Here is a 15,552-nt window from a genome sequence, read left to right as displayed (position 1 = left end):
AAACGCTTATCCAGTCTGGGCTGTATCCATCAACATTCCCATGAAGCCACTGACCATTAAATTGGCGAAGGTATTGCAAAAAAATGTAGGTTATTCTACTGCCCTCCCTATTGTGGATACAATGAATGAAGTGGTTATGGTGACGCGATCATGGATCAAGCAATAGCTGGTCGGTTGGGGACTTTTGGCGCGGCGGTGGTTGTGGGGGCAGCAGTGACCGCCGCCACCCCCTCGGTTCCCTTGGTCGCAGTAGGAACCGCCCTCACTGCGGTAGCGGGGGGGATTGTTGCCAATGATTTGGGGGCGCTCAATGCTCAGTTAGGGGAGCCGGATTTGCGAAATGCCCATTTAACCCGGGCGGTGGGGCGATCGCTCGCCATCGTGATTGAAGATGTCGCCAAAGACCACAAGGGGCGATCGGGCCGAGCGTTGAAAGCGCTGGCCCAAACCGCGCGGCAAGATTGGCCTCAAATCGTCCGGGAAACCGTAGGAAATCAGACCCCGGCGGAGTTATTTGAGGAAAATTTAGCGGCGAATTATTTTGCGACGGTACCAGCGAATTTTGACCAGATGCGGGCCTTGGCAACCTGGGAAGACTGGCGGCTCGTGATTGACGCCTTGGGACATAGAGTGCGGCGAGGGAAGCGATTCCGGCGGTGGCTATCGGGGACAGTGTATCCCTTAAGAGCCTTAAATCCGGGACAGGTGGATACTCTAGCCCAACGGTTGCATCAAGATTTCCCGAGGGCAATCCGGGAAGTGTTGAAGCGGGATTTTGCCGAGGGAAAAGAGGCATTTGCCGGGATGGTGTTTGACCTGCTGGGCAACTTAACGGCGGGTCAGCAGGATTTAGCAAAACGGGTGGCTCAGTGGCGATCGCAAACCCAGTCTCTTTCCCATGCCCTTGCCGAGCAACTAACCCTGGAATTGCTGTGGTTAGAAGGGGTGGTGACTCGGGAGGGTGAAATCACCCGGGAGACGGTGACAGCCACAGGGGAAAAGATTGAGCAAACGATGGGCAACCAGGCCGATCGCATTATCCATGAGCTTCGCCCCGTCGTCACCCCCCAAAACCCCCACTCACCCTCTAACCTCTCGCGCTACGCTCGCACTGTGCCCAAATTCGTGGGGCGGGAGGTGGCAAAGGCAGAGTTGAGCCGGTTGTTAGCAGAGACGGACCAGGTGGCAGTGTCGGGGATGGGCGGCCTAGGGAAAACCGAATTAGCATGGCAGTGGGCGGACCAGGAATATCAGGCGGGCAATTTTCCCGGTGGGGTGGTGTGGCTGGATGTGGCAGCAGGGAATCCCGGGGACCAGTTGCTGCTGTTTTATCAGACCACCTTTGCCGTGGAAGTCCCCCAGGAGTTGGCGACGGTGGCCGATCGCGTCGCCTATTGTTGGCAGCATTGGCCTGGGGAGGGTGCCGTGTTGGTGGTGTTGGATGATGTGGTGCGGGAGCGGGACGGGGCGCAGTTGGCGATGTTTCGGCCCGGGGGTTGGTTTCGGGTGTTGCGGACAACCCGGGAACGGTGGACCGGGGTGCAGGATTACCCCCTGGATCAGCTTTCCGATGACGCAGGGCGGGAGTTGTTGACCAGCTACATTGACCCAGCGCGCCTAGAGGCGGAACCGGAGGCGGTGGAGGATTTGTTGTGGTGGTTTGGGGGGTTGCCTCTGGGGTTGGAGTTGGCAGGGCGGTATTTGGTGTTATATAAAATTTCTCTGATTGCCAAGTATATGGAAGGGTTACATCTGACCCATAAATCCCTAAACTCAAATATTGAGATGGGCTATCCCCACGGGCTGGAGGCGGCCCTGGCGTTCAGTTGGGCGCGGCTGGATGGGGAGGCGGCGCGGGGGTTGGCCCTGCGGTTGGGGCTATATGGGGCAGCGGCGATTCCTCTGACGGAAGATGAGCTACAAGATTGGCACGAGGCTTTCAACGGGTTGTTAAATTTGAATCTATTGGAGGGGGAGAGGAACTGGGTGCGGTTGCATCCGTTAGTGCGGCAGTTTGTGCGGCAACGGTTGGCGGTGGAGTTGTCTGCGGAGGCGGTGGATGAATTGCGGAGGGAAGTGGCGGGGGCGATCGTTAAACAGGGTAAACATATTCCTGACCGCTTTACGATGACCCAGGCGCGGGAGTTTGCCCCCTGGATTCCCCATCTGGAGGAGGTGTGGGAGGAATTGTTGCCCTGGGTGGGGGATGAGGATGTAATTTCACCGCTAGAGGCATTACTCCAGTTTTATTATGGACAGGGAGTCTATCGAGCAGCGCAACTTTGGGCTGAGGAGTGTGTGGCGGTGGTGCGATCGCGCTTAGGCGACAAACATCCAGACACTGCGACTGCCCTCAGCCATCTGGCGGCTGTGTACCGGGAGCAAGGGAACTACACCGCTGTCGAACCCCTCCTCTTGGAAGCCCTGAAGATTGACCAGGAGAGCCTGCCCCCTAATCATCGATATTTAGCCCGCGACTTCAACAACCTGGCAGAGTTGTACCGGGCGCAAGGGAAGTACGACGCTGCCGAACTCCACTATTTGGAAGCCTTGGAGATTGACCGGAAGAGCCTGCTCCCCAATCTTCCCGATTTAACCTGCGACCTCAACAATCTGGGGGGGTTATACTACCAACAAGGGAAGTACGACGCCGCCGAACCCCTCTACTTGGAAGTCTTGGAGATTGACCAGGAGAGCCTGCCCTCCAATCATCCCGATGTAGCCACCCACCTCAACAACCTGGCGGATTTGTACCGGGTGCAAGGAAAGTACAACGACGCTGAACTCCTCTACTTAAAAGCCTTGGAGATTGACCGAGAGAGCCTACCCCCCAATCATCCGCAGTTAGCTATCCTCCTCAATAACCTGGCGGCGTTGTACTACGAGCAAGGGAACTACGCCGCTGCCGAACCCTTTTACTTGGAAGCCTTGGCGATCGCTCGGAAAAGCCGGCCCCCTAATCATCCCGATTTAGCCATCCTTCTTAACAACCTGGCGACGTTGTACCGGGAGCAAGGGAACTACACCGCTGCCGAACCCCTCGTCTTGGAAGCCCTGAAGATTGACCGGGAGAGCTTGCCCCCTAATCATCCTGATTTAGCCATCCATCTCAACAACCTGGCAGAGTTGTACGAGGAGCAAGGGAAGTACGACGCTGCCAAACTCCTCTACTTGGAAGCCGTGGAGATTGACCGGAAGAGCCTGCTCCCTAATCATCCCGATTTAGCCATCCATCTTGTCAATTTTGCACGATTTCAAGGAAAGCAAGGCAATTATGAAGGTACTGAACCCATGATGTTAGAGGGGATACAAATACTATTTGAGTCCTGGGGATTGGAGCACCCACGATTCAAAAAAAAGTTCCAAGATTGCATCAATTTCTACCGCACTGGCCTCGCTGCGGGACTGCCCACTCGCCTGCACCAACACCCCCTTGGCGACCAAATTCGCTCGCGCCTCTAGTCCCGGAAAGCCCAGAAACCCAGGTTCTAAAGTCTGGCGATAAAATTGATGAGCCAGCGCCCACAATCCATCCTGTCCAGTTCATCTTACCCTGCCTGACAACAATGGTGGTCAAGCCTACCGCTCGATCTCCCCATCCAACTGGAACTCGTGGATGACATTTTAATCTTTAGTACCTCCAAATCCGTCCAAAATCGGATTGAACCCATATTCCACTGGTTTAATTGCTGACTTTTTATTTTTTAAAAACCTTTGCCCATAAATGGTTTCAGCGATTTTATAAAAAATCTATGGGAACTATGGTCCTCAATGTAACCGGAGTTTTCCGGCTTCTTGAGAATATTCTCAGTAAAAACTGCACTTTTTGAGTGCTTACTCCCCTGGAGAGAGTAATAAAACCCCGGGTACAGAAAATAGCTGTAAATTTCAAAGGAAAAGGTTTGTAGCGATTTTAAAAAATTGGTTGCTTCAGCCAAAAAACTTGCGGAGACATTCCATCGAAGTATTTTTGCTTATGCGGAATGTGGGTTAAGAATAGCAGCGGTCCAATTGTAGTCGATTTTAGCGACTCCCCCTTCGCCTTCTAAGCGAGGGTAGCGATCGTGTCCAATGTGGTCGATCACTTCAGCTACGGAGTTGGGGCATCTAAAAGTGATGGGTGTTGTGGGTGGCATCAAACAAGCGTCTAACAGCGTACACAGTTAATCTAACTCTACTTTGAGTTTCGCCTTAATATCCGATGCCAGTCAGTAATTTCTCGGCTCAGTAAGAGTTCTGGGCTAATCGTTTCTAAATGAGAGAGAGCATTGCGTATTTTCCTTAAGTGCCGCACAAGATTTCTAACGTCGCTTTTTACAACTCTACAATTTTCATCAATTTGATACTCGATATGACCAATTTCTAAATCTTGAACATCTTTAATAACCTCACCAAATCTGGTCGTAAAAGGCACTTTTAAAAATCCCGCTAGAAGCCTAAGAATATCATGCCTTCTTTCTTCAACAAATGGCAATAGCTCTCCAACTTCCCCGCTCCAGATTCGACGTTCTATTTCTACTTTATCTAAAACTCCATTTACCAAAACAGCAGAGTGAATTTTCTCTTCACTCTCAATAATATCTTTCATTCCTTTACACCATCTCTCGGATAATTCATAATTACAATCACACCAGTTACGTTCCCCAGCAATCTGATGAAGAATTGGTAAAGGTTTAAGAATATGTTCAAGTTTTTCATAAGCCAGACGCTTGCTAATATTGCAGTCCCAAAGAGCAATATTTGTTACTACTGAGATAGCTACCCGCTTTTGTAAATCGGGCAATCGTTTGCCTTGAAAAAGCTGAGAAGTGAACAACATCATATCCATACGGTCAACGACACCCTTCCAAAAATGGTGGGACAAACATACTTCTTCGGCTGGGGGATCGAGAGCCAGTTTCCCAACTAACGAGACGCAAAAAAGCGTGCGATAAAGCTTAGGGATATTCCGACATGGTTGTTCGTAGTCTAAAATAAATTTTTTCCAGACAGGCCAAACATTGGGAGTCAAATCATCCAACCAGACAATCTTGCCAGCAAAATTTTGATGTTGTGCCAATGTACGAGCATTCCGAACTTCATTTGAGCTAATTTCGCCTACAAAATGGTCGAAGAGGAAATGAACAGGTTCGCCTGAGCTTTCAGAAGATACAGAAATCTTCTGCCAATCCCAATCGTCGCCAAGTTCAGACCGGATAGCGCTCGACAAACCGCTTGGTAAATGTTCTGGTAAACAGAGAATGACATTTTTTCCATCTCTAAAGTCTTGAACAACCCGTTCGACAAATTGACTCGGACCGGGGAGTTGCCACCAAAAACGAGTCATATCGCTTTATTCTCCAAAAGATGTCAGGATACGACCTACAAGTGGATCGACACTCCAATTACCATTGCCAATTGGATATGCAAGTCTAAGCAACTCCGCCCACCTAAAAGTTTGACAAACAATTTCATTCGATATGCCATCAACAATCTCAATTAAATCTTCAGTAGAGGCTTTTTCTAAAGTAGCCAGAGCGCGTAATATCTGTTTTTGTTGGGAATGAGGATTATCAAGCCCCATAAGAATTGCTAATTCACTCAGGACATCAAAATGAGTCAATGACTCTCCAATCTTTTGTAGGTGAGGTTCCCAGTGGCGATCGGATTTAGCTTGTTGATACAAACGCTGAAGTAGAACTGACCAATTTCCTGTAATCTCAGTTATCTTCTCTCGGCTTTCTTTATTCAATGCTAAATCACAATCCTCCAACCACTGCCTAAGAGCTCCGTCATGCCAAGGTTTGAGACTCAAAAGACTTACCCCTTGAGACACCAATGAATCAAGACAGTTAACATTCATTAATTCCCACAATTTTTGGGGATTGGCTACAAAAACAACTCGTGCAAATGACTTTTTAGATTTCAGCCTATGAAGTTTATCCAGCGCTGCTCTTACCCATTCTTGACCCCAAGAACAATTGGATGAAACAAATATAATCGTCGTTCCATCAATCTCTCGTTCTCGCTTGTCTAGGTTGTTTAAATGGTTGGTAAAAACCGATGTTTCAGAGACATCTTCAATAGCACTAAAAAATTCTTGACCCACTGCTGAGACTAAGAACTCCTGCAACTCATCTAAACCTGCTGCTGGGCAACCAAAAATAATAGAAACGCTATTTTCTCGTCGTCGCAGGGCTGATTCTTGTTGCACCGTCAAAGGACTGCGACGAGATAAGTCAGTTCGCAAAGCTGACCTAAAAATTTCAGGATCGTAGCCTAACGAAGGTTCACGACTTCTCAGAAGTTGTTCCTCAATTTCAGCTTCAGTGCCCAAAAGCAAAACTACGTTGGGACTTCTGAGGGCAAAGCGTCCTTGATCGGTTTCTCTTAAAACTCCTAAACCCACCATCTCTGCTAGCAGGGCGCGAAACTCATCTGTAGATTTACCTTGAAATCCTTCTGACCACCAAGATAGGACAGTATCCTGAACCCAGGATACAGCAAATCCATCAACCATGCCTGTCTGACTCGTGAGAGACTCATAGGCTATGGAATATGCGATCACTTCATACCGTTGATCTAGTTGCAGCGTCCAGAGGAGGCGATCACGGATAGCCTTGCGGAGATTTTGACTTTGGTAAGCTTCGTCAACTTGCTTGTCACCAATCTCATACGGAGGAGTATTGCTCCGTTCGTACTTTTTCAAGTGATTCTTATTAACGTCTCTGAGCAACTCCTGACAATAAAGCTGAATTAAACTCGGATAGTAATTAGTTTGAGAAAGAATTCGGGTCACCAAATCGTCTGATAATTCATACCCAATGCTTGTTAAGGGGCGTTTGATTAGCTCTCTAGCTTCCCGCCACTCTCCATTTTCTAACAAAGGGCCAATGCAAACAGGCTCCCCATAATGAGCAAGAGGATGGTTTTCCAACCTAGTAGTACGCTGAACGTTGTGCAAACCTGCAAATACTACCTTAAAGCGACGCTCTGTTTTATCCATCAGCCCTTTAAAACGACTGGTTTGATTGAACTCTTTTTGCCCGTCAGATTCAAGAAATTTGTCAGATTCATCGAGTAACAAAAGGATGCGACGGCTTTTATCTTGTTCCAACCAATTTTGCAGATGCTTTAGCAGAGTTTCCGCACCTACATTGGTCGGACTGTTACGGGGGACAACTTCAAATTTTTTAAACTCATCTGCCAACAGGCTCCAAATGTCTTCAATTGGCCTGTGGATACCAATACCATCAGCTTTTAAATCAAGAAAAAGAGCTATTCTTCTTTCCTGTGGCGCGTGGAAATCACGCTCTACAGAACGTAATAAAGCGGTTTTTCCTAACTGTCGTCCTCCATAAATAAAGCAAGAACCCATTGAATTAATGATAGAGTCTCGCTCTTGTCTACGTCCGTAAAAAATTTCTGGAGGAACTAATCCAGCAGTGGTTGCATAAGACTCTAGAAAGGTAAAAGGCAGAGCGCACTTAAATAATGTACGCAGTCTGGGTTCTTCTGCACCGCAAAGATACAGCATTAATATATCATCAATCAAAACAAATGTCCGACGACGTTCTCGGCACAGTCGTGCTAATTCTCTACGTCGCACTTCCGTCAAACGTCCAAAAAAGAATACAAAAGCTGGAGAACCATGAGAAGTTTCTCCAACTGTATTCAGAATATCTTCTACTGTGGGTCTATCCCATACGCAAAGAATGCGATATTGTCCGTGAGCGGCTGAACCGTAAGCAGCAACCGGACACAATTCTTTGTTACGTATAACTTCTGTGGTTACTTGCAGCCACATCCGGCCCCCGTTCCGTTCTACTGTAACTCGTAATGGGTTAAACCCTAAGTGGACTAAAATAGTCCGTGCATCTGATTCTGACATTTGCTGGGATTTACCCCCTCTTTTGGCTGAAAACCAGGCACTCAGCATTTCAGTTGCTCTATCAGTTGCAGATCCAGAGGGTCGTTTTAAATTGATTCCGCAAAAACTTTCTCTTCTTTGTACCTTTTGGATGTAAAATGGTGGGTTATTTTCCTCCATAAATTTGTCAATATCAGTGACTTTTATGGGAAAAAAATCAGTGAACTCATTTGATTCTGCTTCTACTACTTTGGGAATTTCATCACCCCTATCTACCATGTCTATGTATTCATTGGCTGTCAGCACATTTCCTCGCTCTAATAGTTCGGTGATGCGTACATAGCTTGGCTGTTCAGGACCTATAAAAAGTGCATTTAATCTTTGCCTTACCTGATCAATTGCTACTTCTTTCTTTTGAGCGATAGCTGCTTTAATATCTCTCAGATTCTCATGTTTTAGATCGAACCGCAGAGTTGTTTCAACTTCTTTCTCTATATTGACAATTTTGGTTGCATAATCAAATCTATCTGCTTCTTTCAGAATTCCTAAAGCAACTGCTTGTTCAATTTGATTTCTGGTTTCCTTGAGATCTCTAAGTAAACTATCCCGACATTCTCGTAGCCCCTCTTCTCGCATCCGCGAGAGTTCTTCAATATTGAGCGAAAGTTCTGACTTAGCACGAAGATACTCAATAATTTTTTCCGTAGCTTCGTGATTTCTGTTTTCTCTTTGACAATAAAAACTTACCGACCAATCAAAATTATTTTGGGCTAATAGTTCCAGAATGCCTTTAACAATTAGATTTTCGCTATTGTCAGGCTTCCAGTTACCATCTAAAGAAAGCTCGGCTATTCTTAGCATATCCGCATACAAGAGATATTTTGGAGCGGATTCTTCAATTGCTAGAGGAACACTAGAAGCAAACAAAGTCTGAATATTGGTTACAGATCTTTGGCAGCAGGAAATACCTGCCTTAATTAATCCTGACAAATTCCCTGACAAATTCCCTTCTGCAAAATCCTCTAGTTCCTTCAAAACAGCACTGTGACGATTAGATAGTTCTTGTTTAAGTTGCTTCGCTTGCTGTTGAGAAAAATCATTTTCTCGCTCTGGACGTGACTCTTGAAGCTGCAACCATCGCCGTCCAAAAGTCACAGCTTCTCCAACTCGGAGCCGAATTCTATTTAGAGCAGTACCTGTAATCGCATTACCACCTGCAAGACCGCCAATCTCTTTTTGGGTTCGCTTAACCTCTGCATTAATTTGAGACTCGGAAGATAATTGATCAACATACCTGCGAACTATTTCTACTTGATTATGATTATTTTCTCGTACCGGCAATAATAAAGAGTAAATTAAATTATTGGGTTTCAGCCACTCGCCCCAAACTGCTTTGGCAACTCCATAAATCATGTCAGCAAGTGGAGCATGAGAAAACCATTCCTCAACTTGTTGCTGCAAAGTCACTATATCAGTTTCCCAGTCTGCCTGATTTCTGACTGTTTTGATGGCTGTTGTATTTAGTGCGTAGCGTTGGCTTCCGTAATTTGCAATTGCTCGACAATACTCAAAGAGTTGGCTTAGACCTCCTCCCAGTCGTAGGTGGTTGAGAATGTCTGAAGCATTAGTATTTGGAGCTAGTAATGCCGGACGGAGTGCTGAAGCAGCTAAAAGTAAACTAATTGCCTGATTCCACTCACCATCTCCAGTAAACAAGCTCTCACTAAAGTTTGCAAAATCCTCCACAAGGATATTAGCAATTTCTCCAATTCCTACTTCGTAACGTACATGATCTCCTAAAATTACTGCTCGAATTACCCAATAGGGCAATTGGAAACGAATGTTGGGGAATTTTCTTTCGAGACAACGCGCTAGATTAAAAGCTAGACTACCCTTGTCTTCATAAATTAGTTGCCAGATTAAATATTGAAGTTCATTCTGGCTCTCTTCAAGTTTGCTATTTAATAATGAAACTGCTATTTCTTGAGCATCTGTCGGAATTTTAGTAAAAGCATCAGATTGGCTATGAGTTGGAGTGGGAATTGGGATATTAGGGACTTCTGCTTCTTTAGAAGTGCCACTTTCAGTTGCCTCTGGCCTCTCTCTTTCGTCAGAAAACGAAGGCATATCAGATACTTCTGGTTTAATTTGTCCAGATTCTGGAATTACATTATCAGCCTTCTCCTCTCCAAATGTGGACGCTGATAGAAAAAAGAGTTTTCCTGTCAATGCAGCTATTGCAACAGGCGTCCCCAATGACTGACCTACTGCTTTCTGCAAGTTTTCCAATCGTTGATAGTCTGGAGATTCTCGTTCGGAAATTAGTGTGAGAAGCTGCACGAATGGATGTTCACCGGATACTAAGATTTTTGCTTCTGGATGTAAGCCATTTTCCTGCCAATTTAAAATCGAACTGTGCAATTCACAAGCTTGCAATAGACTTTGTTCTAGAGGAGTAAAATCACCATTATCGCTGTAGCGAATTTGCAAAAATTTATCTAATATATTTAAGGCTTCTTGATTCTTTATGTTAACAATTTGTTCCGCTTCGTTAATCCTACTAAGGATAACTTCTATATCCTTAATAGAAATGATTTCCTCAACATCAGGAGTAGAAACTCCAAAAGATTGTGCCACTTGCACAACTAGACTGCGGAGTTCTTCAAATCGTTGTCGTTCTCTAGCAATTTGTTCAGCGAGGGCAAATGATGGAGGAATCAAAGGTTCTTGTAATTTTTTGACGGCTTCTGACAGTTGTTCGCTAAGTTGTAAAAGTTTTTGGGCTAAAGAGTTTAAATCAGTTTGTAACTCGACTGTCTTTTGTTTCATATTCTTTAACTATTTAAAAATCAATAAGAATGCTCGGACATCACGCCCAGTTTTTCATCTGCCAAAATACCACAAACGTTGGCAGACTCGACCTTATAAGCTGGATGCTGTGTTTGGATATCTCCCCTGGGGGGGGGGTAACAAGGGAGCTAAAAGCCTCACTGCGTAAGGAGTTGGCCGAATTATGGTAGAAAAAAATAGGTCCCATTCAAATTAACCTTGACCTATTGAGAAAAAATGATGACTCAATTATACCAGACCTATCTGCGAAAATACTTGACTCTAGCTCAGTTGTCATTCTTCTTCAGTGCAAATAGGAAACTTTTGTTTGGGTTCATGGCTTGTTTTCCAGGGGATTCAGTCCAGCAATCGGTTTGGTACTCATTAACCGATCACTTGGAATTAAGGGCCATCTTTCTCTTGAAATTAAGGGTGCTACCCCAAAAACTGGGTAAAACTTTCTCCACTTCAGGGTTTTGGCGTAGGCAAAATTTTAGAAATGAAACAGCCCTGATTGCCGGTTGCCTCTGGCATGGGGGATCTGCTCAAGTCTTAAAGAGTTTGCCCAACTGCTCCACAATTTTCAAGTGCTCAAAATGAACACTTGAAAAATGAGCGGCCCCATCAGAGCGCTTATTGAGTTCATCTAAGGTAAGGTTCCTCGCAGGTAGCTGACTGCCTCTGGGGTAAGGTTTCGGTTCGATAGCGGGTTGGCAATAATCCAGGGTTTGAAATGTGGAGCAGTGCCTTCTCTTCTGCTCAGTTCGGTGCGGATTGACCGATCGCCTCCGAGGAACGGGCCATCTTCTTCATTGCCAATAGGACGACTCTTCGGTTGGCGACCACTTGGGGAAAGCGGTTCACCCGGGCGATCCATGTGGTAACAATTGACCGATCGCCTCTAAGGAAACGGCCATCTTCTTCATCACCAATAGGACGACTCTTGGGTTCGTGAGCCACTTGTGTTGGCCGTTCAGTCCGGCAGTCGGTCTTGGCACTGGCGGGTCGAGCGCCTCGAAAGAAGCGGCAGTTACGGCATGATGTTGAGGTGGCGGGAAGCCTCAGCTATGTCGTAGGCTTTTCGCCTGTGCAACAGTTCCAGGAGTCATTAACTCCAGTGACGGAGATCGCCTGTGCCGCTACCTCAGAATGCGGTGAAATCTGACGGGATCGGGTAGGACAATCTGTGATGAAAACTACCCATTTGCAAGGGTTTTTGCTGGCGATCGGCTACCGCATAACTTCAACTTCCCCTGGGCGATCGCCAATAAATGTTAGCTTCGACAGTTCCCGTGCGGATAGTTCAGAGTGCCGATTCAACCGGGTGAGTTGAGGTGGGAGTTGGGGGGCGATCGGGTAGAACAACTTGTCACCCCGGCCCAGAAATTTGGTACTCCACAATTTTCAAGTGCTCACTTTGAGCACTTGAACAACGAACGCCCCCATCAGAGGGCTTGAGCAGATATTCTTTTTCCGTTGAGTTTGGTGCTGGGTGAGCGGTAAGCGCAGCTATGCCTACTTGCAATCGCCCCAAAGAATAGGCAATTTTTTCCCGGGAAGATAGGGGCATTCTCAGTTGAGTTGAAGGCATTTGTCCTGGATGTGCTCTGAGGCCATCTCATCGGTGTTGCCTGAGCGGTAAGCGCAGCTATGCCGTAGGCAATCGCCCCCAAGGAAAGGGCCATTTTTCCATTGCCAATCGGACGACTCTTGGGTTTGAGGGCAGTGGGGATCGTGGTTCTCTGCGGCGATCAGTCTGAGTGGCAGTTGAGCGGTCTTCGCAGCTATGCCTACTTGCAATCGCCTCCAATAAGGACTTGAGTTAGACATCCCACCCAATAGCAGTTGAATTTCCCAAATGAGAATTGCTGAGGATGGGGTGACAATTTGCCTCACCACCCTCGGATAACGGTCTGATAAAATCAGGAGTTAGAGGAAGAGGTTGCCTGTTGGGAATTCTCTTTAATTTTTTTGGCTTCTTCAATTTCCATTCGCGCCAAAGTCGTCACGGCATCGGATAAATAGGTAACCAGAGTAACCCTTTTCTCCGGGTCTTTTTCTCGCCATAAGTCATTCGCATAAACCATCACGAGATTGCGATAAGCTCTAATAGATTCGGAATCAATTGCGTAACTCATAGATTTAGTAACTGCTCATGTCAAAGGGATATTGACACTCTGCCCTCTAAAAAGAGGCAGATTCTTTAAGACTTGCTTAAAAGGGATAGTCAAGTATCCCCCTAGACGCTCAAAACAACTATCAAGAAGATGCTGCAATTGCGCTTACTTTCCAAATTGTTTTGCTTTTGGGTTCCATCACTAAGCCAGATAGGTACGCTCCTTGTCCTGCCATTATTTGCTCGTCTAGTCGTTATGCCAATTGCATCCGGTTCTTCGTTGCGGGGATTTCTCTGTACTAGGACAATTCATCGCGTAGATGGTTATTCTTACTCACCATTTTATTTTATCATATTGACGGAGGCTAAAGCCGCCGAGTCGCTTGGGTGACTCGCTCGCTCAGAGACGAGGCGTGACCTCACTCCCGCTACCCGCTTGTGTGGGATTTGATTTGGGAGCGATCGCCTCAAACCCACCCCAATTAATTCGGACTTGCCACCGTTCTCACCGTCAGCACTTGCGGTGGGGTCGCATCGGGAGGATAGAGAAAATCCACCTCAACCAAACGCCGATCGCCCGGTGGTAGAGTCAGGGTCAACAACGGTTCTCCCTGTTGTCCCCGTCGCTGTACCAAGTGCAGATAGCGCGTCTGAGTGACGCCTTTTTCATCGGGATAGCACACTCGGATCGTCCCGCGAAAGAACACTTGCCGATCGCGCGGATTGAAGAATAACAGTGCATCCATATCCTCATTTTCCTTCAACGGTGACGAAAACTCTAACCTCACCGTCTGCGCTCGCTCGCTAGAATTGTACAATGGCAAGCTCAAATCGTATTCTATCCCATAATTAGCATGAGCGAAATAGGCCGTATCGGGATACCGTGCCAGCATTGGCGCACTTTGTATCTGCCCCGTTCCCAAAGTAATGCGATGTACCGTACTCAACGCATAGGCAAACGCTTGACCCAGAGGCGGAATTGTGAGGGTTTCCGAATTCGGGTCATCAGTGAGATGCGATCGCCACTGCGACCCCTGCGCCACCCCCGCCACGCGCCCGAACACCACATCGATATTGCTCGGATCCAGAGAAGTCGGCGGCGTATCTCGCGGCCCTGCAAACCCACCATTTTCTAACAATCGTTGCCATTCGGCTAAAGTAGGTGCGCGTTCTTTGCCATCATCCGTCAAGGGCGATCGCATCGCTAAATTTGCCAAATAGACCTCCGGCGTTGGTGTGGGAAAAGCGATCGCCTCAAAGGAAAAGACCCATTCTTTCCATTTGGGTATGGGCTGACCGATCACCTCGCCACAAACGACGGGGCCATCTTCTTCATCGCCAATAGGGCCTATCGGTCACCTCAGCGGTAGGTCTTGGTGGTAGTTGACAAATCGGCTCAAACGACGGGGCCACTCTTTTCCAGTTTGGTACTGGCTAATCAATCGCCGCAAACGACGAGGCCATTCTTCCCTTGAAATTAAGGATACTGCCCCAAAAACCCGGGTCAAACCTTCTCCCGTTTAGGGTTTCGGGGAAGGCCAAATTTTAAAATGAAACAGCCTGGGTTGCTGGTTGCCTCTGGTCAGGGCGATGGGTTCAACGATTAAATTGTTTGCCCAACTGCTCCACAATTTTCAAGTGCTCATTTTGAGCACTTGAAAAACGAGCGCCCCCATGAGAGCGCTTATTAAGTTCAGGTCAAGTCCCTCGCGGGTAGCCGACTGCCTAGAAAGAAGAGGCCATTTTTTCGGCTTCAGTTCGCTGTTGGCTGACCGATTGCCTTGAATCAAGGGCCATTTTCCCTTGGGATTAAGACTACTGCCCCAAAAACCTGGGTCAAACTTTCTCCCGGTTAGGGTTTCGGCGCGGGCAAAATTTTAGAAATGAAATAGCCTGGGTTGCAGGTGGCCCCTGGTGAGGGCGATGGGTTCAACGATTAAATTGTTTGCCCAACTGCCCCACAAATTTCAAGTGCTCATTTTGAGCACTTGAAAAATGAGCACCCCCATCAAAACGCTTATTGAGTTCATATCACGTCCCTCGCAGGTAGCTGACTGTCTCTGGGGTTAGGTTCCGTTTTGATAGCTGAATGATCGCCCCGAACGAAAGATTCATCCTCTTTCAGTTCGGTGCTGATTGGCCGGTAAGCGCAACTATGCCTACTTGCAATCGCCTCAAAGGAATGGGCCATTTCCCGCTCAGTTCGGTGCTGAGTGACTAATTGCCTCGAAGAAAGGAGCCATTTTTGTTCAAAAACCAGATGGTTTGTTGGCTTTCAGTCAGGTGAGCGGTTTGCTGCTGAGTAGCCGATCGCCCCGAAAAAAGGGTCCATCTTTTTGGCTAGAAATAGGACTACTCTGTTTTGATTTATCGAGACCCGTTGTCCTGGGGATTCAGTCCTGTGAGCCATTTTCTGCTGAGTGATCCCTAACCTCAAATGGGGCATTCTTTTCCATCGCAAATAGGACTACGTTGTTTAGATTTGGGGCAGTGGTCCCTGGGATTTAGTCAGGCGGTAGGTCTCCGTACTGGCTGACTGGACAGTGAAAAGTTCTGTATAATCCCGAGAGTGTCGCTCTATCAGCATCAAGAAATGGATCACCTTAGACTCACTATATAACATTTTACAAAAATCAACTCTCATCCTATGTTAGGGTATCGAAACCCTTAACCCAATTAGATAAATCAACCCAAACCAATCAACCCAAAACCTGCCACAAAAAACCATCCATAATGCCACCCGTCCAGTCCAAAATCA

General features: G+C 47.0%; 8 protein-coding genes. 3 read left to right on the top strand and 5 right to left on the bottom strand.

The features are described from left to right. Window positions 1-150 precede the first annotated feature (150 nt). Window positions 151-3,462 carry a tetratricopeptide repeat protein gene (locus NG792_RS25865; protein ID WP_261237326.1) on the top strand — a complete coding sequence of 1,104 codons (3,312 nt, stop codon included), beginning with the start codon at window positions 151-153 and terminating at the stop codon, window positions 3,460-3,462. A gap of 712 nt (window positions 3,463-4,174) precedes the next feature. On the opposite strand, the gene NG792_RS25860 is transcribed toward NG792_RS25865, so the two are convergent. The 3 genes from NG792_RS25860 to NG792_RS25850 all read right to left on the bottom strand — a co-directional run bounded on the left by NG792_RS25860 (window position 4,175) and on the right by NG792_RS25850 (window position 11,638). Then, on the bottom strand, window positions 4,175-5,326 hold the full coding sequence (locus NG792_RS25860; protein WP_261237325.1) for a hypothetical protein: 1,152 nt from the start codon (window positions 5,324-5,326) through the stop codon (window positions 4,175-4,177). A gap of 6 nt (window positions 5,327-5,332) precedes the next feature. After that, window positions 5,333-10,678 carry a hypothetical protein gene (locus NG792_RS25855; protein ID WP_261237324.1) on the bottom strand — a complete coding sequence of 1,782 codons (5,346 nt, stop codon included), beginning with the start codon at window positions 10,676-10,678 and terminating at the stop codon, window positions 5,333-5,335. 759 nt (window positions 10,679-11,437) lie between these two features. Next, window positions 11,438-11,638 (bottom strand): hypothetical protein, encoded by a 201-nt coding sequence (locus tag NG792_RS25850; RefSeq protein ID WP_261237322.1) that lies wholly within the window; start codon window positions 11,636-11,638, stop codon window positions 11,438-11,440. Between the two features lie 31 nt (window positions 11,639-11,669). Here NG792_RS25850 and NG792_RS25845 point away from each other — a divergent pair, with 31 nt between their 5' ends. After that, complete coding sequence (locus tag NG792_RS25845) at window positions 11,670-11,843, top strand: hypothetical protein (RefSeq protein WP_261237321.1); 174 nt, start codon at window positions 11,670-11,672, stop codon at window positions 11,841-11,843. A 24-nt stretch (window positions 11,844-11,867) separates the two neighbouring features. Further along, window positions 11,868-12,011: a hypothetical protein gene (locus tag NG792_RS25840; protein ID WP_261237320.1), complete on the top strand. Its 144-nt coding sequence runs from the start codon at window positions 11,868-11,870 to the stop codon at window positions 12,009-12,011. 589 nt (window positions 12,012-12,600) lie between these two features. On the opposite strand, the gene NG792_RS25835 is transcribed toward NG792_RS25840, so the two are convergent. Together NG792_RS25835 and NG792_RS25830 are read right to left on the bottom strand one after the other, a co-directional pair. Continuing rightward, a complete protein-coding gene (locus NG792_RS25835; protein WP_261237319.1) occupies window positions 12,601-12,816 on the bottom strand; it encodes a hypothetical protein in 216 nt (71 codons plus the stop codon). Between the two features lie 460 nt (window positions 12,817-13,276). Next, window positions 13,277-14,098, bottom strand: coding sequence for a DUF3370 family protein (locus tag NG792_RS25830; protein WP_261237318.1), 822 nt, complete (start codon window positions 14,096-14,098; stop codon window positions 13,277-13,279). Window positions 14,099-15,552: the final 1,454 nt, after the last annotated feature.

Origin of the sequence: Laspinema olomoucense D3b (assembly GCF_025370785.1) — a bacterium.
Classification (GTDB): domain Bacteria; phylum Cyanobacteriota; class Cyanobacteriia; order Cyanobacteriales; family Laspinemataceae; genus Laspinema; species Laspinema olomoucense.
This window is presented reverse-complemented; position numbering and strand designations above follow the sequence as displayed.